This window comes from SAR202 cluster bacterium (assembly GCA_009392515.1).
Taxonomy (GTDB): domain Bacteria; phylum Chloroflexota; class Dehalococcoidia; order Lucifugimonadales; family UBA6952; genus UBA6952.
Map to the genome: position 1 here is coordinate 56,081 of VFGE01000020.1, position 23,694 is coordinate 79,774.

The 23,694-nt window shown below is 33.6% G+C and carries 23 protein-coding genes and 1 tRNA gene; 16 read left to right on the forward strand and 8 right to left on the reverse strand.

Annotated features, from left to right (window positions below):
- Position 1 precedes the first annotated feature (1 nt).
- Positions 2-1,522, reverse strand: coding sequence for an amidohydrolase family protein (locus FI695_01940; protein ID MQG50725.1), 1,521 nt, complete (start codon positions 1,520-1,522; stop codon positions 2-4).
- A gap of 129 nt (positions 1,523-1,651) precedes the next feature.
- Here FI695_01940 and FI695_01945 point away from each other — a divergent pair, with 129 nt between their 5' ends.
- Both FI695_01945 and FI695_01950 read left to right on the forward strand, forming a co-directional pair.
- A complete protein-coding gene (locus FI695_01945; protein MQG50726.1) occupies positions 1,652-2,413 on the forward strand; it encodes an N-acyl homoserine lactonase family protein in 762 nt (253 codons plus the stop codon).
- Positions 2,414-2,435: 22 nt separating this feature from the next.
- Entirely contained in the window at positions 2,436-3,173 is a 738-nt protein-coding gene (locus FI695_01950) for an SDR family oxidoreductase (GenBank protein MQG50727.1), read from the forward strand.
- Here the strand turns inward: FI695_01950 and lipA are convergent.
- Complete coding sequence (gene lipA / locus FI695_01955; GenBank protein ID MQG50728.1) at positions 3,170-4,102, reverse strand: lipoyl synthase; 933 nt, start codon at positions 4,100-4,102, stop codon at positions 3,170-3,172. The genes FI695_01950 and lipA overlap by 4 nt on opposite strands.
- Before the next feature lie 59 nt (positions 4,103-4,161).
- Here lipA and maf point away from each other — a divergent pair, with 59 nt between their 5' ends.
- The 3 genes from maf to tatC are packed head-to-tail and all read left to right on the forward strand — an operon-like array spanning position 4,162 to position 6,991.
- Positions 4,162-6,006, forward strand: a complete 1,845-nt coding sequence (gene maf / locus FI695_01960) for a septum formation protein Maf (protein ID MQG50729.1) — start codon at positions 4,162-4,164, stop codon at positions 6,004-6,006.
- A complete protein-coding gene (locus FI695_01965) occupies positions 6,003-6,218 on the forward strand; it encodes a twin-arginine translocase TatA/TatE family subunit (GenBank protein MQG50730.1) in 216 nt (71 codons plus the stop codon). The genes maf and FI695_01965 overlap by 4 nt, the downstream gene beginning before the upstream one ends.
- A 2-nt stretch (positions 6,219-6,220) precedes the next feature.
- Positions 6,221-6,991, forward strand: coding sequence for a twin-arginine translocase subunit TatC (tatC, locus tag FI695_01970; GenBank protein MQG50731.1), 771 nt, complete (start codon positions 6,221-6,223; stop codon positions 6,989-6,991).
- A 5-nt stretch (positions 6,992-6,996) separates the two neighbouring features.
- On the opposite strand, the gene tatA is transcribed toward tatC, so the two are convergent.
- Positions 6,997-7,209 carry a twin-arginine translocase TatA/TatE family subunit gene (tatA, locus tag FI695_01975; GenBank protein MQG50732.1) on the reverse strand — a complete coding sequence of 71 codons (213 nt, stop codon included), beginning with the start codon at positions 7,207-7,209 and terminating at the stop codon, positions 6,997-6,999.
- Between the two features lie 114 nt (positions 7,210-7,323).
- Here tatA and FI695_01980 point away from each other — a divergent pair.
- The 3 genes from FI695_01980 (at position 7,324) to FI695_01990 (ending at position 8,593) form a co-directional block, all read left to right on the forward strand.
- A tRNA-Ala gene (locus tag FI695_01980) sits at positions 7,324-7,399 on the forward strand.
- Positions 7,400-7,836: 437 nt separating this feature from the next.
- Positions 7,837-8,151, forward strand: a complete 315-nt coding sequence (locus FI695_01985) for a hypothetical protein (GenBank protein ID MQG50733.1) — start codon at positions 7,837-7,839, stop codon at positions 8,149-8,151.
- 43 nt (positions 8,152-8,194) lie between these two features.
- The gene (locus tag FI695_01990; GenBank protein ID MQG50734.1) at positions 8,195-8,593 is read left to right on the forward strand and encodes a VOC family protein; all 399 of its coding nucleotides are present in this window, start codon (positions 8,195-8,197) and stop codon (positions 8,591-8,593) included.
- A 285-nt stretch (positions 8,594-8,878) separates the two neighbouring features.
- Here the strand turns inward: FI695_01990 and FI695_01995 are convergent, their stop codons facing one another.
- The 4 genes from FI695_01995 to FI695_02010 form a co-directional block, all read right to left on the reverse strand.
- On the reverse strand, positions 8,879-9,370 hold the full coding sequence (locus FI695_01995) for a hypothetical protein (protein ID MQG50735.1): 492 nt from the start codon (positions 9,368-9,370) through the stop codon (positions 8,879-8,881).
- Positions 9,371-9,479: 109 nt separating this feature from the next.
- Positions 9,480-11,162 carry a sulfatase gene (locus FI695_02000; protein ID MQG50736.1) on the reverse strand — a complete coding sequence of 561 codons (1,683 nt, stop codon included), beginning with the start codon at positions 11,160-11,162 and terminating at the stop codon, positions 9,480-9,482.
- A gap of 7 nt (positions 11,163-11,169) precedes the next feature.
- Complete coding sequence (locus tag FI695_02005; protein MQG50737.1) at positions 11,170-11,415, reverse strand: hypothetical protein; 246 nt, start codon at positions 11,413-11,415, stop codon at positions 11,170-11,172.
- Between the two features lie 71 nt (positions 11,416-11,486).
- On the reverse strand, positions 11,487-11,972 hold the full coding sequence (locus FI695_02010; protein MQG50738.1) for a transcriptional repressor: 486 nt from the start codon (positions 11,970-11,972) through the stop codon (positions 11,487-11,489).
- Between the two features lie 77 nt (positions 11,973-12,049).
- On the opposite strand from FI695_02010, the gene FI695_02015 reads away from it, so the two are divergent.
- The 6 genes from FI695_02015 (at position 12,050) to FI695_02040 (ending at position 18,726) form a co-directional block, all read left to right on the forward strand.
- Positions 12,050-13,189 carry a zinc ABC transporter substrate-binding protein gene (locus tag FI695_02015; GenBank protein ID MQG50739.1) on the forward strand — a complete coding sequence of 380 codons (1,140 nt, stop codon included), beginning with the start codon at positions 12,050-12,052 and terminating at the stop codon, positions 13,187-13,189.
- Positions 13,190-13,453: 264 nt separating this feature from the next.
- Positions 13,454-14,230 carry a metal ABC transporter ATP-binding protein gene (locus tag FI695_02020; protein MQG50740.1) on the forward strand — a complete coding sequence of 259 codons (777 nt, stop codon included), beginning with the start codon at positions 13,454-13,456 and terminating at the stop codon, positions 14,228-14,230.
- Positions 14,208-15,068, forward strand: a complete 861-nt coding sequence (locus FI695_02025) for a metal ABC transporter permease (GenBank protein ID MQG50741.1) — start codon at positions 14,208-14,210, stop codon at positions 15,066-15,068. The genes FI695_02020 and FI695_02025 overlap by 23 nt, the downstream gene beginning before the upstream one ends.
- A 113-nt stretch (positions 15,069-15,181) precedes the next feature.
- Positions 15,182-16,561 carry an aspartate aminotransferase family protein gene (locus FI695_02030; protein MQG50742.1) on the forward strand — a complete coding sequence of 460 codons (1,380 nt, stop codon included), beginning with the start codon at positions 15,182-15,184 and terminating at the stop codon, positions 16,559-16,561.
- A 15-nt stretch (positions 16,562-16,576) separates the two neighbouring features.
- A complete protein-coding gene (locus FI695_02035) occupies positions 16,577-18,172 on the forward strand; it encodes an amidohydrolase (GenBank protein MQG50743.1) in 1,596 nt (531 codons plus the stop codon).
- A gap of 164 nt (positions 18,173-18,336) precedes the next feature.
- Positions 18,337-18,726, forward strand: coding sequence for a RidA family protein (locus FI695_02040; protein MQG50744.1), 390 nt, complete (start codon positions 18,337-18,339; stop codon positions 18,724-18,726).
- A gap of 17 nt (positions 18,727-18,743) precedes the next feature.
- Here FI695_02040 and FI695_02045 read toward each other — a convergent pair whose 3' ends face one another.
- The gene (locus FI695_02045; GenBank protein ID MQG50745.1) at positions 18,744-19,895 is read right to left on the reverse strand and encodes a PLP-dependent aminotransferase family protein; all 1,152 of its coding nucleotides are present in this window, start codon (positions 19,893-19,895) and stop codon (positions 18,744-18,746) included.
- A gap of 207 nt (positions 19,896-20,102) precedes the next feature.
- On the opposite strand from FI695_02045, the gene FI695_02050 reads away from it, so the two are divergent.
- Together FI695_02050 and FI695_02055 are read left to right on the forward strand one after the other, a co-directional pair.
- Positions 20,103-22,331, forward strand: coding sequence for an NADP-dependent isocitrate dehydrogenase (locus FI695_02050; protein MQG50746.1), 2,229 nt, complete (start codon positions 20,103-20,105; stop codon positions 22,329-22,331).
- A 5-nt stretch (positions 22,332-22,336) separates the two neighbouring features.
- Positions 22,337-23,692, forward strand: coding sequence for a sulfatase (locus FI695_02055; protein MQG50747.1), 1,356 nt, complete (start codon positions 22,337-22,339; stop codon positions 23,690-23,692).
- Positions 23,693-23,694 lie beyond the last annotated feature (2 nt).

Below are 23,694 nucleotides of genomic sequence, written 5' to 3' on the forward strand. Positions count from 1 at the left end.
CCTAACTAAGTATTCTAAAGCCATCTTTAATAACTACATCGACTGCTAATTTATGAACATTTGTGTGATCAATATTTTGTAAATTCTGGTTTAATATAACAATATTTGCTTTATCTCCTACAGAAGGTTTTTTGGATATGATATCGTTAGCACTAACTTGATTTACTCCTTGACTGATCAACCACATCGATTCCGTAATGCTAATCGCCTGATTACCGTTGTATATGTTACCTAATTGATCTTTTCTATTAACCATAGATTGGATATTTATCAGAGGATCCAAATTTCCATAGGGAGCATCAGAACCTATAGCTAAATTAAATCCACTATCTAATAAGGTTCGATAGTTGAAAGTATAAGGTTGAAGCATTTTAGGTATTCTTTGAGAATACCTAAACCCGTTTTGATAAATAAATGAAGGATTAACTACTAAGTTAACACCCAGTTTTTTTGCTTTTGTGATAATCTCTGGAGTTGCTTCAGTAAAATGTTCTATTCTATCTTTATTTGGGTGATTGCTATTTGAATAAACTATTTCTAAAGCATCCAATGTATTGTTAATTTCGTCTTGGGTAACTGCATGAATAGCTACAGGAAATCCATATTTGTGTGATTCGCTAATTTGATTTGAAAGTTGATTTAAGTTTGGATATATACTCCCAGAAATGGAACTAACAATTATCTTTGTATGTCCTAACATCATATCTTTTTCCTTATAACCAAAATATAAACCTCTATTAATAAATTCATCTAAATGATCGATACCAGGTAATAAAGTAATAGAAGGAGAAAATTGCAGACTGCTACTATGTTCGAGACAAATATTCCATTTTTCTAGATCATTATTTATAGAAGCATCATGAATATAAAATATTCCCATATGGATAAGTTGTTCTAAGGTATTTGAAATATTAATTTCTGTCCGTTTTGCTTGATTCTTCTCTCTCAACAAAAATGAAATTTGTTCATTCATATCAAAAAACCATCCTGTAAGATTCCCATTATCGTCGCGGTCAATTAATCCCCTTTTATAATCTTCTGAAGAAGTACTAATACTTAATCTTTTCATTGCCAAACTATTCATAAAACACGCATGCCCAGATCTGTGATTAATTTTTATTGGATTATTTTTGAAAATATTATCTAAGATATCTAATGATAATTGGTTATCTAAATCCATCTCATCAAAACCATCACATAATATCCAAGTACCTTCAGGAGAATTTTCTATACTATTTGAAATGACCTTTAGAATTTGATTAATGTTTTTTACTTTTGGATATGAAACATCTAATTGATTTAAACTTGAAGAATACGAAAATAAATGTAAATGAGCATCAGCAAAACCAGTAAGAAGTGTTTTACCTTCACAATCTACAATCTGTGTATTTTGTGCATTAATCACGTCAATATTATCGAAGTCTACAGAATGTATTATTCCATTTTTAATATGAATATTTGTTTGTGAAAGATCAAATCTATTTTTTAAAATAGTTGCATTAAATAAAAATAAATCGTCCATTTTCTCCAATAAACCTAAAAGAAGTAAAAATTATGCTTTATTTAAACTAGGTATTTAAATACGGTATGGATATAGTTTACATAATAAAACAAAGGTTGGAAAATTTATCAAAATAGATAGGAGTTTAATATGTATACAATAAAAGTATTGACTCATGGAATGAATGTTGGATCTAATCAAGCACGATTAGGGCTATCCTCAGTGATACTACTTCAAGGAGAACAAAATATATTGGTAGATGTAGGTCACTTTGGTAGAAGAATATTACTTGTCGAGTCATTAGAAAAAGAAGGATTAAAACCAGAAGATATTTCCAGTATAATACTAACTCATTCTCACTGGGATCATTGCCAGAATGTTGATTTATTTCCTAACGCAAAACTTTATGTCCATCAAAAAGAAATTGAATATGCCAATAACCCAAGAAATAATGATTGGGCAACACCAAAGTATTTTAATAAAACAATTGAAAATCATAATGTATCAATTATTACACAAGAAACTGAAATAGAGCCAGGAATACAAATAATTGAAACACCTGGTCATACCCGTGGCCATATTAGTGTAGTTGTATCTACAAATGATGGAAATACTGTTATAGCTGGAGATTCATTAACTGATGCCTTTTCGTTACAAAGAGGCACTCCTGGGTTAATATTTTGGAGTAAAAAAGAAGCGAGTGAAAGCGTTGAAAAAATACGAAAAATTGCATCTGTAGTATATCCTGGACATGACAGACCTTTCGCTATAAAACCAAATGGTGAAATAGAATATAAAGAAGGACCAACATCAGTTACTTTTACTGGTGGATTTGAAAATTCAGAAAGTGGTTTTAGTGCCACATTAAATCTTGAAAAAACTCGTGTACCGTGGGTACATGAAGAGGCATAACTATATTCGAAGGAGGTTTACAGTGTTAGAAGATATCAAAGGCAAAGTTGCATGGATTACTGGTGCAGGAAGTGGAATTGGAGAATCTGCAGCAATAAAATTAGTCGAAGCTGGTTGTAAAGTTGCTCTTTCAGGCAGACGTATTTCTGTACTTGAAGAAGTAGCTTCAAAGATTAACTCAAATAACGTATCAATTCATCAATTAGATGTATCTGATAATGAATCAGTTGTGCAGACTGCAAATGAAATAATTAAACAATACGGTCAAATTGATATTGGAGTATTTAGTGCCGGTATCAATGTTACAAAAAGGAATTGGCCTAATGTATCGATTGAAGATTGGAATAGTGTTATAAATATTGACCTAAATGGTGCATTTTATTGTTGCCAATCAATTTTACCAACAATGAGAAAACAAGGGAGTGGTTTAATAATTAATATTTCATCTATGGCAGGCAAACGAGCAGGTGCCTTAACTGGACCTGCTTATGTTTCAGCTAAACATGCCTTAAATGCAATGACAGAAAGTTTGATAATTGAAGAAAGAAATAATGGGATTAGAGCAACAGCTATTTGTCCAGGAGAAGTGGCCACCCCTATTCTAGATAAAAGACCAATTCCTGTTAGTGACGAAGATAGAGCAAGAATACTTCAATCTGACGACCTTGGTGAATTAATTTTATATGTTGCAAAACAACCACCGCATGTCACTCTTAATGAAATTTTGATCAATCCAACCTATAATAGGTTTGAAAATTAGCTTTTTATAGATATAGGCTCAGATAGTTTTGTATGTTGTTCATCCGCATGATACGAACTTCTAACCAATGGTCCTGACTCTACATGGCCTAAACCTAAACTTTGCCCAATCTCTTTTATTTCTATAAATTCTTCTGGGGTATAGAATTTTTTTAGTGGAGCATACATTTCCCCAGGTCGTAAATACTGACCGACTGTTAATATATCGCAACCAACATCAACAAGATCTTGCATAGTTGACTTAATTTGAGAAAGATTTTCGCCCAAGCCAACCATCATACCAGATTTTGTTATCATGTTTGGATCAATTTCTTTTACCCTCTTCAATAATTCAATTGAGTAGTCATAATCACCCTTCGGACGAACTGTTTTGAATACGTCTCTAACAGTTTCGATATTATGATTTAAAACTTCTGGTTTTATCTCAATTATTTTTTCTAAAGCATCAAATGAAAAGTCAGGGATTAATAATTCAACTTTACAATTAGGACGCAATTTTCTTATTTCTGTTACACATTCAACAAAAACAGATGCACCACCATCTGGTAAATCATCTCTGTTAACAGAGGTAATAACACAATAATTCAAACCTAGGGTATCTACAGATTTTGCAAGTTTGAATGGCTCCATGACATCTAATGCTGTAGGTCTTCCAGTTTTTACTGCACAATATCTACAGGCTCTAGTACAAATATCTCCTAAGATCATAAAAGTTGCAGTTTTTCTTTCCCAACAATCACCAATATTGGGGCATCTAGCTTCCTGACAAACAGTATGCAAGTCGTTTTCTTTAAGTAAATTCTGTAAATGTATATAATTTTCGCCACCAGGAGCTTTAACTTTAAACCATTCTGGTAAACGGGGGCGAGTTTTAAGTTCAACCCTTGTTGTCTTGCCTGCTATTCGATTATTATTATTTCGACGTTCCATATGTTACACCTTATAAATATTATAACTGAGCTGCAGATAATTTAAAACAATAAATACTTATGCGTAAAAAATATAAAATTCAACGAATACAAGATGATGAAGAAAAACTACAATTAACAATTACTTCAACTAGTAAGTATGGAGAAGGAGTATTTCTTGAAAATGATTTACCTTTATTTATTGAAGGTGCTATTGAAGGTGAAGAAGTAATCGTACAAAAAACGACCAGAGCCCAAAATTATGAAACTGGTAAGGTTATAGATGTAATAAAGCCCTCACCTAAAAGAGTGAAACCTTTTTGTAAATATTATGGGTCTTGTACAGGATGCCAATTACAGCATATACAATATGAAGAACAACTTGTTATGAAAAAAACAAGGGTCAAAGAAGCATTAAACAAAATCAGTAAATTATCCAATGTAGAGATCAAAAACACCCTACCTGCTCCTGAAATTACTCATTATAGAAATCATGCACGTTTTACTGTCAGATATGGAGGTAAATTAGGATTTGTTAATAAAAACACTCGTGAATTCATTCAAATTGATGAATGTAAGATAATGAACAAAGGAATAAATGAAAAAATCAATCAATTACAGGATAAATGTGAAGAAACTTCACAACTGTCTATAAGGCACTCTAATATAACTAGCTCTTTTCTTATACAACCTACCTTAAAATCCAATCAGATCACTGTAGAAACAGGACAATCACACTATCTTGAAACAGTCGATCAAATACCTTTTAAAGTTGCATCACCTTCTTTTTTCCAAGTTAATACTGCACAGATTCCAACTATGGGAAAAATAATAAAAAACCATTTAGACCTTAAAGGTAATGAAATAATCATTGACGCATACGCTGGTGTTGGTACTTTTGCCGGATTATTGAGCCCGTATGTTAAAAAAATATTTGCAATTGAAGAATCTCCTTCAGCGATTCAAGACGGGAAAGACAGCTTGATTAAACAGACAAATATAGAGTTCCTACAAGGTAAAACTGAATTAGTTTTAGATAATATTACTGAAAATATTGATGCTATAATCGTTGATCCTCCCAGAAAAGGTTGTGATGTCCAGTCTATAAAATCTATATTAACAATGGAACCTAAGAATATAATTTATATTTCATGTGACCCAGACACATTAGCTAGGGATCTACAATTACTCTTAAATGGAATGTATAAAATTGATCTTATTCAACCATTAGATATGTTTCCTCATACTCATCATGTAGAAACTATAGTGATTCTCACAAAGCAAATATATTCAGATATAATTTTGGCCTCATCTTCACCAAGAAGAAAAAAAATACTCGAACTTGCGAACATCAAGTTTAACATCAAAGAACCAATAAAGCCTGAATATTCATCGCTAACTAATCCAGAAAAATATGTCGAAGATATATCCATGTCTAAAGCAAAAGAAATAGCAGCAGCTCATAATTCTGGGATAATTATTGGATCAGATACTATTGTTTATTCAGATAATGAAATTCTCGAAAAGCCAAAAACAATTGAACATATGAGATCCATGTTAAAATCCTTATCTGCAAATAATCATAAAGTTACCACAGGGATAAGCATTATTGATTTGGACAACAACACCAAAATATCAAAATCATTATCAACTACTGTTACTATGAAAACAATTACAAATGAATTACTTGAAAAATATATAGAGTCTGGTCGGGGTTTTGATAAAGCAGGTGCATATTCTATACAAGATACAGAATATAATTTTGTCGAAACTATACACGGCTGTTATTTAAATGTAGTTGGACTACCACTATGCCTATTAGATGAATTATTTGTACAATTAGGATATAGTCTATATTTATCAAATAGAGATAATACACATGAGTTATGCAACTCAAGTAAATACCAAAGGATTGGAAATATATGAATATTATAGGAATTGGATTTACTGAGTTAATCTTCATACTTTTAATTGCACTCGTTTTTTTAGGACCTGGCAAAATGGTTGAAATTGCACAAAAAATTGGTGGCATGCTTAGACAGTTTCAAAATACTGCAAATGAATTGCCTAAAATGCTTGCATTAGAAGATCTTGAAGAATCAGATAAGAATGAAAAATCAAAAAATAACCCAGAATAACTATGGAAAATAATCAGGAAGAAATTGCCTTAAAAAGCCACTTAACTGAATTGCGAAATCGTTTCATAGTTTCAGCAATTTCCATATTTGGTGCTACAATTGTGATGTTTTTTTTCCATCGTGACATTCTGACCATATTATCTGAACCAATTCGTACATTAGAAAGAGTCAATCAAGATGGAACTACCCTACAAAGCATAGAATTGGTATATACCAATGCAACAGAAATGTTAGGAATTTCTATGAAAATATCTTTTACTGCAGGATTAATAGTTGCCATGCCTGTAATTATTTATAATGCAGTAATGTTTATTTCTCCAGGTTTGACTCGGCAAGAGAAAAAATATTTATTTATTTCCCTACCTCTTATAACAATAACTTTTATTGCAGGAATATTATTCGGATATTATGTACTACTACCTCCAGCAATACACTTTTTACTAACTTTTAATTCAGATATAGCAAGCCCGATGATCCGTATAGGCCAATACATTAATTTAATGGTCAACTTGCTTTTCTGGTTAGGATTTATCTTTCAAACACCTTTTATAATGTGTCTACTAACAAAAATAAATGTTGCTAATTCTCGTATTTTTGCAAGAGGAAGAAAATATGCTATTGTTCTTGCTTTTATTCTTGCTGCAGCTATAACACCTACATTTGACCCTATCAATCAAATCCTTGTTGCTATACCTATTATAGTTCTATATGAGTTAGGGATTTTTCTGTCATGGGTTATATCCCCGAGATCTAACGAAATTAAAACTGTTTAATAGAATTAAGGTTTAGGTGATTCAGATGATTTCTCTGTTTCAGTAACGTCTTCTTTTTGTGCTACTGTTTCTGGTGATTCTTCTTCATCTTGGCCTCTTTTAAAAGCTTTTATACCTTTACCTAATGCTCCGCCAATCTCAGGCAGTTTACCTGCGCCAAAAACAATTAAGATTATAAATAGAATAATTATTAATTCTGTAGGACCTATCCTAGGCAATTTACACACTCCAAATCATTAACTTATTGTTTAACATTATAGTCTTAGCATTTTATTATGTCTATTGACTATAATCACAAGTGATTTATACTATTGTTCTGGTATTCTTACTTTGGGGCTGTAGCTCAGCTGGGAGAGCGCCTGCTTTGCAAGCAGGATGTCAGGGGTTCGAGTCCCCTCAGCTCCACCATTAATTTAGGTTCAAATTGTCACCTTTTCAGCTTAGGTGTCATCGCTATTTTTATCAAAGTCCTACACCTTGTCCTACAACTGGCTTTTTTTTGGTCAAATAAATTGCACTTTTAATTATGTAAATTTTTCAACAATTACTATTTTTTGAAAGACCTTTTTAGAAAAAATAAATTAGGAGTTATTTATGGAAGGATTGGCTGTAATCGGATTTGTTTTTGGAATGATGGGGATAGTAGCATTAGTTCGTGTTGAAAAATTAATAAAAACTCTAAAAGCAAAAGGAATTCTTGAACAGAATTACAAAGAAGAATAACCTTTTTTATAAAAAATGAAATTGTCACTCATATCCTATTACCCCTATATCAAATCTCTAAGCCATACTCTTATGTCGACCCTGTGATATAATCTCGGCATTATGAAAAGAGGGGTATGAATATGCCTAATACAATCGAGGTTCTTTTATTTGCAAAAATAAATGCTGTTGTACTGGGATTTTTAGGTTTAATATTAGGCTTATTATATTCTGTTGGTGGTTTGGTTATTGATATTCTCGTCAGTAATGGAAATATAAATTCAAACGAAACGTCTGGATTAGGTATTGGAACATTGTTAGCTTTTGGAGCAATAATTGGTATGCCATTTTTATTTTCATTGATAGGTTTTTTTTATGGAATAATTTCTGCTTTTCTCTATAACCTAATCTTTTGTAGAATTAGAACTCTCTTAGGTAATTCCTTATTTAAAGATTGAGTGTATTAATCGAAGAATAGAAAGGGCGAAAAAGGTTAAAATAATGAAAGTAAAAATTATTAGTATTCCAGTTTTAGATCAGGATAAAGCTTTAATCTTTTATACTGAAAAGCTGGGATTTATACTAAAAAACGATGTCCCAATTGGTGATGGAAACAGATGGTTAACACTAGTTTCACCTGAGTGGGAAGATGGTCCTGAACTATTATTAGAACCTGCACCAAAAACTTTCGAACCTTCTAAAGTCTACCAAGATGCACTAATGGAAGCTGGAATTCCATATACTCAATTAGATGTAAATAGTGTTGATACTGAATATAAAAGGCTCACAAAATTAGGTGTTGTTTTTAGCATAAAACCAACTGAAATGGGACCTGTTAAAATTGCCATTTTCAATGACACCTGTGGGAATCACATTCAAATTATTGAAAGCTTGAACTAAAAAACTTTTTTTATTATGTCTGTCACTGTCTACAAATTATCTTTGTCCTACAACAGTCCTACAATGCCTAAGCGACTGTTAGCGACTGCAAGGTATGACATGAATATTATTTGCAAAGCCATGATAATCTATCCCAAAGCTAGCGATGGATTACAGGTAATTTGCAAGCAGGATGTCAGGGGTTCGAGTCCCCTCAGCTCCACCATTAATTTGAAACTAAAAAGCACCTAGAGATTCGTCTAAGTGCTTTTATTTTTACAAATCGCTGAACGTAATAGTTAGATTTTAATTAGGATTTTTAGGATTTGAACCTAATTTCCAATCTATATCAGCTTCTTTTAATCGTTTCTCACGATTAAGATCAAGAGTTCCTGCTCGTTTATACACTCTTTGTCTATTTAGCCAGTCGCCTATGCCCAAGTTATTATGCCTTGTTCCGCTAGAGGGGTCTCCATTATTTTTTGATTTCCAGTCGATGAGTGCCCCTAAATAGCTTTCCCAGCTAGCACTAGTATTAAGGATTAAATGAGTTTTAATAGATTCTGAAAAAGAGGCAGTTATATTTGTTGGGCTATTAATTACAATCTTACTTGGCAACCTACTGCTAATATTTCCCCTTTTACCAAGTTCAAATCGTAGCCCATCTATTTCTTCCGCTAAAACCTGATCATGGTCTTTTAATGCAACGAGAATGTTCCACTCTTCAGTAAATCTCCAATTTTGTTTGCACAATTCATTCTCCTTATTCTGAATATTAGGATTCTCTAATAGCTTTATAGCAGTACTTGTTAGGTTTGCTCAGAAAAATCAATTTATACATCCAAGTGCATACTACATTACTGAGAGCCCTCAATGCATGATATGCCGCAATTCTATATCTTAGACATTATTGTGATTTGAGATGCTTAGATGAATTAGCACGTGCTCTGCGTTTTCTATCCTCAATTTGACTATAACGTTCTTCATACCATTTTGCTTCCACTGGTCCTGCAAAAGGGGGATGTTCAAATTTACAATTTTCCCCTTCGAGTCTCGGATCATTGCGATCTTGTAACGTTTTGAGGAGTTTAGATGAAAGCTCTTTCACAGTTTCAGAGTACTCTGGATCTCCTGCCACATTGATTAAATAGTCTGGGTCAGATTTCAAATCATATAGCTCTTCTGCAGGCCTCTTTCCAAAGCAAAGGTCAAATTTCGGTTTCACGTCGGGCTTACTTCGATTCGTTAGGAGCCATTCTTTTGTCGGGCCACCATCTAAGTCGTGATAAACTGAACTGCGCATGCCACGAAAAGCTCCTAATTCGGCCATTTTCTCTGGGTCCACTATGTTCGGATCAATCAATTCTCCCGGATGCCCACTCGGCCATCTATCAGGAGCGAAATTACGTATATACAAGTAGTCTTGAGTCCTGATGGCTCTAGAAGGATAGGGTTTGCCATCCTGTTGAGACAACGCAACGTGCCGTTCCCTACCTGTAATAACGTAACCGGAGCCAAAACTTGATTCACCTGAGGTCGATGCTGTCATTAAAGGAAGAAGACTTTCCACCATTTGATCAGGAGGAGTTTCACCAGCAGCTTCGAGAAAAGTTGGGGCAAGGTTCATTAGATTAACGAATTCGTGTATCACTTTTCCTGGCTGTATATTTTGGGGCCATCTGGCAGCAAGGGTAACTTGGGTTCCAATATCGTAGAGATTTGCCTTTGAACGAGGAAACCCCGGAATCCCGTGGTCGCCACTAATTACAATCAATGTGTTGTCCAATTCTCCGATGTTATCCAATTCTTCGAGTATTATTCCGATTCCTGCGTCAACAGCCTGAGCTTCGCCAAGATAATCGTTAAAATCTTCCCGTATTTCGTGTACGTCTGGCAGAAAATCCGGCATTTTCCCTTTTAATTTATCCGGATCCAGACCCCACAAGTCTTTCCCAGATCCTTTTTCCCATACTCTGTGAGTATTAACGGGTCCCCACCAGTAGCAGAACGGATCACCTTCAGGGACATCTTCCAGAAATGAAGCAAAGTTCCTACGGGTTTCGTCATACAGGACTTCCTTGGCCGCTTCCACACCCATCTCGGGAACAAGCTTGGTAGCTTCAATTGAAAATTCCCGCCATTTGTTACCTGATGGTTCGTATTTAGCCCGGTAGCCCCCATGTGGTGCGTCTTCCGCAATTCCAGGAGACCAGACCTTGTACGTATAGCCAATGTGATAGCCTTTTTCTTCAAGGATTAGCGGGTAGGTAGGTATAGATTCATCCCAACGACCACCCTCCAGTATAGCCCCCAATCCTGTCTCCCAGAAGTATGTGCCGGACAGAATAGAGCTCCTACATGGAGTGCAGCTTGGCACAGGGACATGAGCGTTGGTAAATATAGCGCCTTCATCTACAACTCTATTGAAATTAGGTGTTTCGATAAGTGCATTTATAGAATCAGGGCCTTCGAACTTGGCGTAAGCATTTGCATACCTTCCCCAGTCATCCGCAAATATAAAAACAATATTAGGCCTTTGGGTTGATTGCGTCACTGATTGGTCCCCTTTCCACCACTTATCTATTAATATTTTAAATCTATTTTTTTAGTCTATTTAGAATAAACTCTAGATGTAGTTGTAAATATTTAACCTGAGGTTCAAGTTGCATATCTTGCAATTGTTGATTAGGGATTTTCGAATGATTTGTTTGTTCACACCTAAGCATAAATTCTCTAATTTCACCACTTAGTTTTACTGCTGTATCATGTGCATTGTTTAAAACTTCCAAAATACTATTATATTCTTCAAGTGAGTGCTTTTCATCATTTATTTCATTGTTCATATATAACTCTATTATTTGTACATATTGTTTAAATCAGTAGATTCTTGGGCTATAACTTAATAATTACTGAGCTAAATTTTAGATTGACAAGGGTTACAAATACTTAAAAGTTCCAACGAGTGTGACAGAACTGAAATGTTATTTAAAGATTCAATTTTTTGTATTTCTTTCTGTAAACTTGTTTCTATTACTTCATTTAATTCAAAATCCTCAACTGACCCACACGTCTGACAAAAAACATGGTGATGATGGTTATCCTTCAAATTTGATAATTCTATAACTTTAGTATTATCCGGTGTTTGGAATTCACTAATTAAATTAGTACTTTTTAAAAAATTTATAATTCTATATAAAGATGACAAGGCAAGTTTCCCTTCGGACATCTTAATTACATCTTCGATTCTTAAAGGCCCTTTATGCTGTAACAAAATTTCTAATAAAAGGATTCTAGGGCGTGTTATAGGTATGTCATTATCTATCAATAACTGTCTACATTGTTGAGTTAAATCTGTTTGGTCATTAGTCATGATGCCATTATAACTAGGTAATTTCACCATATGCAATAGGTTGACATATTAAATTTACGATGTATTATTGAGAATAAGAATCATTCTCAATAATTGGAGGTAGTATTGTGCGTTTATTAAATTTACTTAAAAAATTCTCATTAATTTCTATTGCTATATTTATGATAGCTTGTGGAAATGACGATGAAAGCTCAGAAATACAGATTGAAGAAAGCCCAGAAAAGCAGATTAATGTATTAGCTACAACACCTATGCTTGGTGAATATGTTAAGCAGGTTGCTGGGGATAATATTAATGTTGATATTTTGATGCCATATTCGGCAGACCCTCATCATTTTGAACCATCACCACAGGATGTCACAAAAATCGAATCAGCTGACTTGGTATTCTATGTAGGTTTGAAATACGAAACAGCCCCGCTATTAAAACTACTTGAAAACTCATCTAATTCAAAACAGGCTTTAATTGAAATCGGTGAAAAAATTAATCCTATAGAATTTGAAGAAGATGGTCATGACGAACACGAAGGCCATGGTCATGATGAAGATAAAGATGAACATGATAAAGATGAACATGGTAAAGACGAACACGAAGGCCATGGTCATGATGAAGATAAAGATGAACATGATAAAGATGAACATGGTAAAGACGAACACGAAGGCCATGGTCATGATGAAGATAAAGATGACCATGAAGGCCATGGACATGAAGGCCACGATCATGGAGTATATGACCCTCATTTCTGGTTTGACCCTACAAGAGTCGCATTAGCAGTTGATGCCATTAAAGTAGAATTAATAAATATTGACCCAGAAAATAAAGATTCATACGAAACATCAGCTAATAATTATAAAGAGAAACTGACTGATTTAGATGTGGAAACTAAAAATTTAATAGCTACAATCCCATCAGATCAAAGAATATTTATCACTACTCATGAAGCATTGGGTTATTTAGAAGCTAGATATGATTTAGAAGTTAAAGCTACAATAATTCCAAGTATTACAACAGAGGATACAGCAACACCAAAACAACTTGTAGAAGTGATTGAAGAAATCAAAGAACATGAAATTAAAGTTTTATTCATGGAATCAGAAAGCCCAACCAAAGCTGCTGAAGTTATTGCACAAGAAACTGGAATTACTTTGGTTTCAGGATTATGGGTTGAGACGTTACAAGAAGGTCAATCTTATGTCGATTTTATGAAAAGTAATGTCAATATAATTGTGGAAAACTTAAAAGTTTAACCTAGGTAAAAAGAGGAGTCCTTCTCCTCCACTTCCCTTGAAGGACTCCTCTCTTATACATCAATATACAACAAATTACTGGTAGAATTGAATGTATACAAGATATAAATTATACTTCCAATCTATCTAATCATTCTTGTTCATTGTTGTTTTATCCAAATTTGAGTTAGACTCTGAGTAGTAGAGTCATTTCATTATAAATGTATAAGAAAAATTCAGGGAATCCATATCCCTACATAATTGATATTATAAAAAATTACGAATATGTTAAAAGAAGCTTGTGATCAAATAATTTCAAATGGATGTTGTGTTACCGTGGGTAATGCAATGATTTTAGACGATGTATCTTTCACGATTAAAGAAGGTAGTTTAGTCGGTGTAGTTGGTCCAAATGGTGGTGGAAAAACAACTTTATTTAACGCTATATTAGGACTCACTCCAATTACTCAAGGTTCCCTGACCATAAATGGTATGAATCCAAATAATGTCAAAGGAATCATAGGATATGTCCCACAGAAAGATCAGTTGAATTGGAATTTCCCAATGACAGCTAGACAAGTTGTACAAATGGGAATTACAAAAAATTCATCCTTCAATCCATTCTCAACAAAAAAAAATCGAGATTTAATAGAAGAATGTTTAGAGAAAGTATCATTACTCTCTATGATTAATAATCAGGTTGAGGATATGTCTGGTGGAGAAAGGCAAAGAGTTTTTTTAGCAAGAACTTTAGCTCAAGGTGCAGAAATATTACTCCTAGATGAGGTCTTTAGCGGAGTAGATGTTGGATCACAAGAACAATTAATTGATGTCTTAAGAGATCTAGCAAATCAAGGAAAGACAATTTTAATGTCTACTCACGATTTGAATACAATTAATGAAAGATTTGATGAAGTATTGTGTCTTAATAGGCATTGCTGTGCTTACGGGGATCCAGTCAAGGTTTTAACCCAAGAGGTATTAGCAGAACTCTATGGATCCCATACTTCTATGTTTAGAAACCATACTTTGAGTAATCATGGGCAGAATTATGGGGATTGAATTTCTATATGAACCATTTACATATGATTTTATGTTGCGATCTTTAATAGTTGCCATAGCCGTTGGATTCATGCTACCGCTTTTAGGTGCATATGTAATAAATAGAAATTTGGGATTTATGGGGGACGCCCTAGCCCATTCAGCTTTTCCAGCTATGATTTTGGGGATATTACTAGGCGTAAATATTTTCGTGGCTGCCATTCCAGGAGTTGTAATTATGGCTCTGTTACTTGGATATATTGTAAATAGATCCAAAATTGGTGAAGACACAGCAATCGGAATACTATTCTCAAGTTTATTTGCTTTAGGTTTTATTTTATTATCAATATACGATACTATTCCTTTAAATATTGAAGATGTCTTATTTGGTCAAATTTTGGGTGTATCTAATAATGATGTTTTAATAACTTTCGTTTTGTTATTAATTGTTGTAATTACATCATTAATATTTTATAAACAATTCTTATTTATATCTTTTGACCCAATTGGAGCAAAAGTATCAGGATTAAGAGTCAATTTGCTGGATAATATCTTTTTGATAGTTTTATCTTTGGCTATAATTGGCGCCTTGCAATCTGTAGGCATCATCTTGGTATTAAGTATGCTCATTACACCTGCTGCAGCTGCAAAATTAATTATGAAAACTTTTGTTGGTTCTATAGTAGCTGGAAGTATTTTCGGCATAACGGCATCAGTAATTGGATTGTATTTATCTTACTATTTGGATTTTCCCTCAGGTCCATCTATGGCCTTAACCGCAGCATCAATATTTGTAATTGTGTGGATTCTCAAACAATCATTTAACTATTCTTCTACTAATTATATTAATCCAAAATAAACCTATATTTTAAAAATATCTCGTTTTCGAATTATTAAGTGTATATATTTATTCCTTATTGGTTTGTCTTAGATTACTAGTCATATTGATATTTACTAACAATTCAGATTAGAATGCGATGCAATTGGAAATTAATTTTTTTATTATCTGGGGAATACATGCAAAAAAAAATAGATCATGAAATTACACAATATTATTCCAGAACGATTAAATCAAAATCTTTACAAGATAGGGCATCAAATTACTTACCCGGTGGTAGTACAAGAGATGCTCAATACTTTGACCCATACCCAATATTTGCTAACCATGGAGAGGGACATTATTTATTCGATGTAGACAATAATAAATATCTGGATTTTGTTATCAACGCCACCAGTTTAATTTTAGGTCACTCGCATCCAGAAATAATTACTAGTCTTCAAAAACAAGTGGAACTAGGAACCGCATTTAGTGCTCCTATAGAAAAATTAATTGATTATTCTGAAATTTTATGTAAAAGAATCCCTTCAGTAGATACTTTGCGATTTACTAATTCAGGCACTGAGGCAACACTTCTAGCTATACGAGCTGCTCGAGCTTATACAAAAAAATCCAAGATTGCCAAATTTGAAGGCGGTTACCATGGAACTCATGAATCTGTTGTTATTAGTGTAAATCCCCAATTAGAGAATTTATCAGAAACGGAATATAATCCTGTCCAAGGGTATGAAAGCCAACCTACTAATATATTAGAAGATGTTGTACTGTTACCCTACAACAATCTAGATGTATGTGAAACGATTTTGCGTTCACATAAAGATAATCTATCTTGTGTAATAATAGAACCAATAGTATCTGCTTTTGGTTACACTCCTCTGAATTTAAATTTCCTAGAAGGAATTCGCCAAATAACGAAAGACTTAGATATTTTGCTCATTTTTGATGAGGTACAAAGTTTAAGAATTTCATCAGGAGGAGCTCAAGAATATTTTGGAGTAATCCCAGATTTAACAGCTATGGGGAAAATTATTGGTGGCGGTATGCCAGTAGGCGCTTTTGGTGGCCGTAAAGATATCATGTCTATATTTGATCAATCCGAAGGTAAGTCATATATACCCCATTCAGGAACTTTTAATGGAAACCCAATGACATTAGCTGCTGGGCTTGTAACAATGAACCATTTAACCCCAGAAGTATATGATCGACTAAACAACTTAGGAGAAATATTAAGACAAAAATTACGATCTGTGTTTGCTGAATTTGAAATACCAACAGTCATATCAGGTATTGGTTCGTTTTTTGGAATACATTTCCGAGATAATGAAATTACTGACTATCGTTCAACTTTTGATTCAAACAAATCAATGAGAAGATTACTCTTTTTAAGTCTGATAAATAGCGGAATATTATTACAAAGCCAAGCAGCAGGATCTTTAAATATATTATCAACTGAATTAGAAATAGATACTTTAGTAAATACCACTAGAGATGTTTTAGAAAGAATTAAATATTAGAAAAGTGTGACACTAATGACTGATTATATAGCTGATATAGTAATAACTAATGCTAATATCCATACCGTAAACAAGAAACAACCAAAAGCAGAAAGTTTTGCCGTCAAAAACGGGAGATTTGTTGTTGTTGGCAATAATTCAGATACAACAATGCTGATAGGTCAAAATACAAAAGTCTTTGATCTATCAGGAAATACTATTGTTCCTGGTTTTATTGATGCACATATACATGTATTGAGTAGTGGTTCAAGGCATGTAATGGCTGCAGACTGTGATTTACGAAGCATTTCTGACGTACAAGATGCTTTAAAAAGAAGAGCTGATAAAACTGAAAAAGGTAATTGGGTCCAAGGGTTTAAATATGACGATACTAAAACTGAAGATAACCGATTTTTAACTTCAACGGACCTAGATAAAGTAAGTACCGAACTTCCAATTTATGTTGCTCACCGTGCAGGACATGTTTATTATGCAAATAGTAAAGCCCTAGCTCTTGCTGGCTATAACGATAATTCCCCTGATCCTCATGGAGGTAAATTAGGACGTGATCCAAATACAGGAAAGTTAAATGGCGTAATTTATGAAAGAGCAGCAGAACCGATTAGAAATCTCCTTCCTCAAATAAGCTCTAACGATAGAAAAAAAGGATTAACATTAATTAATTCCATGCTTAGTGAAGTAGGTCTTACAAGTGTTCATGACGCAATGGTTTCAAATGACGAATTTGTAACCTACCAGGAAGGTCTAAACAATGATGAATTAGGTTTACGAGTTTATATGTTAATGCATAGAGCTCATTTTCCTGATTTAAAAGAAGCAGGTATAAGGACAGGATTTGGTAACAATCGCTTAAAAGTCGGAGGGATAAAAATGGTATCAGATGGTGCTATAGCAGCAAGAACTGCATACCTTTCTGAACCTTATATCGGGTCCGATCACGACGATTGTGGTATACAAGCTATGAGTGCTGAAGAAATTAATGAATCAGTAAGAGAAATACATAATGCAGGTTTTCAAGTATGTATTCATGCAAATGGAGATCTCGCTATATCTATGGTTCTAGATGCATATGAATCTGCATTAAGTGAATTTCCAAGAAAAAACCCCAGACATCGAATCGAACATTGTACATTAGTAAACCCTGAAATCTTAAAACGAATGAAAAACACCGGTACTATAGCTACACCTTTTTGTACTTATGTCTATTACCATGGTGAAAAAATGCAATATTATGGTGATCAAAGATTAGAATGGATGTTTGCTCAAAAATCTTTTATGGATTACGGAGTGGTATCTACAGGAGCTACTGACTACCCTCCAGGTCCATACGAACCATTACTAGGAATACAAAGTTGTGTTACTCGAACAGATATAAACGGAACTCTTTGGGGTGCAAGCCAAAAAATACCTGTTGAAGATGCATTAAGAATATATACTCTAAATGGCGCTTATGCTTCTTTTGAAGAAAATATTAAAGGATCAATAGAAGTAGGTAAATTAGCAGATTACGTAGTACTAGAAGAAGATTTATTAAAAGTTGATCCGTTTGCTATCAAAGATATAAAAGTTTTACAAACAGTTGTTGGCGGGAAAACAACTTATGAAATATAATTAATGAATATGAGAAACTTTGTAGAAAAATTTTATATTAAAGATATCTCGTCCTACATTACAGCTATGTTAGTAGGTGCTATGCTCGGCCTTGCTATTTGTAAGTTTATGGCATAGATAAATTTACAGCGAATTTATTTATCAATATTTAGAAAGAGTATAAATTGAATTTAGAGCTTAAAAATCCTGAAAATGCCCCACCACCAGCTGGAAGATATAGCAACCTCGCAGTAGTACCTGAAGGAAGCAAACTGCTTTTTATAGCTGGCCAAATTGGAAACTTAAAAAGTGGAGAGATTCTAAAAGGACTAGAAGCACAATATGATCAGGCACTTCGTAACATAAATTCTATTATAGAATCTGAAGGTGGTACTAAAGAAAATTTAGCTAAAATTACGGTCTTTCTTACTGACGAACCAACAGACTGGAATTCAATTGGAAAGGCTAATGAAGAACATTTGAATAAACCAAGACCTGCAATGAGCTGGATATATGTTTCTAAACTATTCAAACCTGAAGTAAAGGTAGAAATTGAAGCAACAGCAGCAGTTTAACATATCCTAAAGGATGGCTATTTAGAAAAAACTTTACTTAGCCTTTTAACACCTTCTACTAAATCATATGGCTCGTATAATGTATAAGTAAGCCTTAAAAAGTTGTCGTAATCACTAGTATGAGTAAAAAAATTCCCTGGTCTAAATGAAACCCCTAGTTCTTCTGCTTTATCTAAAAAGTTTGATGTGTTTAATTTTTCAATAAATTTTATCCAAAAATAGTATCCGCCCTTTGGAAATATATATTCTATTGAATTATCAAAATACTGTTTGAGAGAATTATCCATTACTGTAGCCCTACGTAAATATTCATGTTGTAATTCATGAATATGAGACTCTAAAAGATTCATTCCAATCAATTCATTTACAATTGTTGAGGTAAAGTGATTCAAGCCCCCCCCGCTAAAGGCTAATGGAGAATCTGTAAAGGTTTTGATTAATTGAGGGTTAGAATAAATCCAACCAAGCCTTAATCCAGGAGCTAATATTTTTGAAAAGGATCCCAATGAAATCACCTTTCCTTGTGTATCATAATCCAATAATGATGTCGGAGGAGGTTCATTGAAATAAATAAATTGGTAAACTTCATCAGCAACAATGTGAAAATTATACTTATTTGCTAAACTAACTAACCGTTGCCTATTTTGTGACGGCATAGTTGTTCCTGTTGGATTATGAAAAGTGGGTATTGTATATAAAAATTTTGGTTTTAAACCTGACTTTAATTTATGTTCAAGATCGTCTAAATCTAGTCCATTCTCATTACAATTAACACCTATAACATTTAATTTATGAGTATTAAGCATTCCTTCAACTACAAAATAAGTTGGGTTTTCAACGAGAACACTGTCTCCAGCAACAGTAAGTAAGGTACAGATAAAATCTATAGCTTGCGAAGCTCCGCTTGTAATGAATAATTGGTTGGAGAATACTTTATTTTTAGAATACCCTTTTTGCTGAGACAAAAATCTTGCCAATGTTTCTATGAATGGACCATATCCTTGGGAAGCACCGTATTGTAATGATTCAGCATGATCATAACCAAGCATGCTAAGTGTAGATTGTTTTATTTTTTGCAATGGATGTAACCTTGCTGAAGGATGCCCCCATCCAAGGTCTATAACTCCATCTTTGATATCTAGTAGTAATTTGGGTAAATCTGATTTCATAATTTACATGTTTTAATATATTTGAATACTATATCATTTTTCGAAAAAGTTTTTCTAAATGTTAAAAGTTCGTCAGATAAACAAAAATATCTATAGAAATATTCTATACCAAGCTTAAAAATGCTTGATGTAAGGATTCAAGTCGTATTATTCTGGCAAAAATAAATACAAAAACATTAAGATTGAATATAAATTAGGAGAAAAGTAATGGCAGAAGGATCCTATATTATTTATACCAAAACAGATGAAGCACCAGCTCTTGGCACATATTCTTTATTGCCGATAGTCCAAGCATTTACAAAGCACGCTGGTATTGAATTAAAGGAATGGGATATTTCCCTATCCGGAAGAATTATCGCAAATTTTCCTGATAAACTTACTACTGATCAGAAGATTCCAGATTATTTAACAATGGCTGGTGAACTATGTTTGGATCCAGTAGCTAATATAATAAAGCTTCCAAACATAAGTGCATCTATTCCACAGCTAAAATCAGCTATAAAGGAATTACAAGATAAAGGATACGACATCCCAGATTATCCGGATGAACCGCAAAATGATGAAGAAAGAGCTATATTTAATACATATTCAAAGGTATTGGGAAGTGCCGTAAATCCTGTACTTCGTGAAGGAAATTCAGATAGAAGATCATCAACTGCCGTAAAAGAACACGGGAAACGCAATCCCCATAAAATGATGAGGGAATGGCCAGAAATTTCTAAAACTCGTGTTGCACATATGCGAGAAGGTGACTTTTATGGAAGCGAAAAATCAATCACTATTTCTAATTCAGGGACTGGAATAATTGAATTTGAATCTAATAGTGGAAATAAAACTATTTTAAAAGACGACATTAAGTTAGTTGCTGATGAAATCATCGATTGTTCTGTAATGAATGTAAAAGCATTAAGGCAATTTTATGCAGAAGAAATGAGTAAAGCTAAAGAAGAAGGTATACTTCTTTCACTACACGTGAAAACTACAATGATGCGAATATCAGATCCAATTATTTTTGGACATTGTGTTTCAGTCTACTTTGAAGACCTATTAAAAAAATATGAAAAAACCTTTAATGAACTAGGTGTTAATCCAGACAACGGTATAGCTGAATTATATTCTAGGATACAAACATTACCTGACGACAAACGTAAAGAAATTGAATCAGATATAGAAAACACATATAGTCTACGACCAGAACTAGCTATGGTTAATTCAAGCAGAGGTATCACAAATTTCCATGTCCCAAGCGACATGATCATCGATGCAACAATGCCTGTTATCGTTCGTGATGGAGGCCAAATGTGGGGCCCAGATAATGAACAACACGATACTATTGCAATGATTCCAGATCGATCTTATGCAACTATTTATCAAACAGCAATTGAAGATTGTCAAAAACATGGTGCATTTAACCCTGCAACAATAGGAAGTGTATCAAACGTTGGTTTAATGGCAGCGCAAGCTGAAGAATATGGTTCCCACAATAAAACATTCAAGGCTCCAGGTAATGGCCTTATTAGAGTAAAAGATGCAAATGGTGCCACGTTAATGGAGCAACAAGTTGAAGAAAATGATATTTTTCGAATGTGTCAAACAAAAGATATTGCTATTCAAGATTGGGTAAAATTAGCAGTGAATAGAGCAAGAATTACTGGTTCTCCAGCAATATTCTGGCTTGACTCAAAAAGACCACATGATGCAGAAGAAATAAAAAAAGTTAATAAATATTTACCTAACCATAATACAAATGGATTAGACATACAAATTATGTCACCTATCGAAGCTATGAATTATACATTGGCACGAAGTAGACAAGATAAAGATACAATATCTGTTACCGGTAACGTACTTCGAGATTATCTTACAGATCTTTTCCCTATATTAGAGCTAGGTACTAGTGCAAAAATGCTCTCCGTAGTTCCATTACTAGCGGGTGGAGGTCTTTTTGAGACCGGCGCTGGCGGATCAGCCCCAAGGCATGTGCAACAATTTGTAGAAGAAGGGCACTTAAGATGGGATTCGCTTGGCGAATTCTGTGCCTTAGTCGCCTCTTTTGAACATTATGCACAAGTTCACAACAATGAACGAGCAAAAATAATAGCCAAAACTTTAGATGAGGCTATAGGAGAACATTTAGAAAACCAACGGGAACCATCAAGACGCGTAAATGAATTAGATACCAGAGGAAGTCACTTTTATCTAGCATATTATTGGGCAAAAGCACTTGCTAAACAAACAGAAGATTCTGAACTCCAAAGCATATTTGTAAAAGTTGCAGACCAAATTTCAAATAATGAAGATAAAATTGTTTCGGAATTAATTGATATCCAAGGGAAATCTGTAGATATTGGAGGATATTATCAACCAGACGAAAAACTAACTTCGAAATCAATGCGCCCAAGTAGTACTCTGAACTCCATACTAAATCAAATATAATTTGAATGTCAGATAAACCAAACATAATTATTTTTTCGACTGATGATCTAGGATATGGTGACCTAGGTTGTCTAGGATCTGAATATATCAAAACTCCCAATATTGATTCTTTAGGATCACAAGGAATAATATTCAATAATTGGTATTCAAATAGTCCTGTATGTAGTCCATCAAGAGCATCATTATTAACCGGTAAATATCCTGGTAATACAGGAGTCCGATCTATTCTTAGAGGTCATAGAACTTCTCCGGGGCTTCCTACGACCAATTTAACTATAGCGTCTATCTTAAAAAATATCGGGTATGATACTTATATGGCTGGGAAATGGCATCTTGGAGTATCAGAAGAAAATCGTCCGCACAATCACGGTTTTGACAAATGGTTCGGCCACTTAGCTGGATGTATAGATTATTATTCTCACATTTGGTACTACGCAAGTGGTAGAAATGAAAACAATCAACGTTTAAATCCAGTTCATGATCTTTGGGAAAATAATGTTGAAGTCTGGAAAAATGGAGAATATTTCACTGAACTCATTACAAAAAAATCTATGGAATACCTTTATTCCTCGATACAGAAATCGAATCCTTTTTTTCTTTATATTCCTTACAATGCACCACATTACCCTATGCATGCACCACAAAAGTATGTAGACAGATATCCTGATTTACCTTGGGATAAACAAATTATGGCTGCAATGATTAGTGCTGTTGATGACTCTGTGGGAGAAATAATTACCTTTCTAAAAAAGAATAACTTATTTGAGAATACAATAATTATGTTTACTTCTGATAACGGACCTTCAAGAGAAACAAGAAACTGGCTTGATGGAACATTAGACCCCTATTATGGGGGTACATCTGGAAAACTAAAAGGTCATAAATTTAGTCTTTTTGATGGAGGTATCAAAGTGCCAAATATAATAAGTTTCCCTAATAAAATTTCTGGTAACTGGGTATCTGATGAATCATGTATAGCAATGGATTTTCTACCAACAATTCTTGATTTTTTAAATGTCGATCTAAATCTATATAAACTTGACGGTATCAGTATAAAGTCACATTTAGAGAATAAAACTCCCGTTTTAAATCGTAGTCTATATTGGGAACAAGATAGTTTTATGAGTAGTCCTAGTAACCAAACAGCCATTTTGAAAGATAATTGGAAATTAGTACTGAATGGTAGATTAGTTGAATTTGAAAACCCTATAGCAGATATTTATTTAAGTAATTTAACAGATGACTTCTCTGAATCAAATAATTTGAAAGATGAATATCCTGAAATTGTAAAAGATCTAAAAACTGAAGCATTAAACTGGAGAAAAGCAATCGAAAATGTACCCAGATTTGATGGAAGGTAAAT

Bases quoted from the DNA above. Each gene is read 5' to 3' on its own strand.
- FI695_01940 (MQG50725.1), bottom strand. From the start codon at position 1,522: ATGGACGATTTATTTTTATTTAATGCAACTATTTTAAAAAATAGATTT.
- FI695_01945 (MQG50726.1), top strand. From the start codon at position 1,652: ATGTATACAATAAAAGTATTGACTCATGGAATGAATGTTGGATCTAAT.
- lipA (MQG50728.1), bottom strand. From the start codon at position 4,102: ATGGAACGTCGAAATAATAATAATCGAATAGCAGGCAAGACAACAAGG.
- maf (MQG50729.1), top strand. From the start codon at position 4,162: ATGCGTAAAAAATATAAAATTCAACGAATACAAGATGATGAAGAAAAA.
- FI695_01965 (MQG50730.1), top strand. From the start codon at position 6,003: ATGAATATTATAGGAATTGGATTTACTGAGTTAATCTTCATACTTTTA.
- tatC (MQG50731.1), top strand. From the start codon at position 6,221: ATGGAAAATAATCAGGAAGAAATTGCCTTAAAAAGCCACTTAACTGAA.
- FI695_01985 (MQG50733.1), top strand. From the start codon at position 7,837: ATGCCTAATACAATCGAGGTTCTTTTATTTGCAAAAATAAATGCTGTT.
- FI695_01990 (MQG50734.1), top strand. From the start codon at position 8,195: ATGAAAGTAAAAATTATTAGTATTCCAGTTTTAGATCAGGATAAAGCT.
- FI695_02005 (MQG50737.1), bottom strand. From the start codon at position 11,415: ATGAACAATGAAATAAATGATGAAAAGCACTCACTTGAAGAATATAAT.
- FI695_02010 (MQG50738.1), bottom strand. From the start codon at position 11,972: ATGGTGAAATTACCTAGTTATAATGGCATCATGACTAATGACCAAACA.
- FI695_02020 (MQG50740.1), top strand. From the start codon at position 13,454: ATGTTAAAAGAAGCTTGTGATCAAATAATTTCAAATGGATGTTGTGTT.
- FI695_02025 (MQG50741.1), top strand. From the start codon at position 14,208: ATGGGCAGAATTATGGGGATTGAATTTCTATATGAACCATTTACATAT.
- FI695_02030 (MQG50742.1), top strand. From the start codon at position 15,182: ATGCGATGCAATTGGAAATTAATTTTTTTATTATCTGGGGAATACATG.
- FI695_02035 (MQG50743.1), top strand. From the start codon at position 16,577: ATGACTGATTATATAGCTGATATAGTAATAACTAATGCTAATATCCAT.
- FI695_02045 (MQG50745.1), bottom strand. From the start codon at position 19,895: ATGAAATCAGATTTACCCAAATTACTACTAGATATCAAAGATGGAGTT.
- FI695_02050 (MQG50746.1), top strand. From the start codon at position 20,103: ATGGCAGAAGGATCCTATATTATTTATACCAAAACAGATGAAGCACCA.
- FI695_02055 (MQG50747.1), top strand. From the start codon at position 22,337: ATGTCAGATAAACCAAACATAATTATTTTTTCGACTGATGATCTAGGA.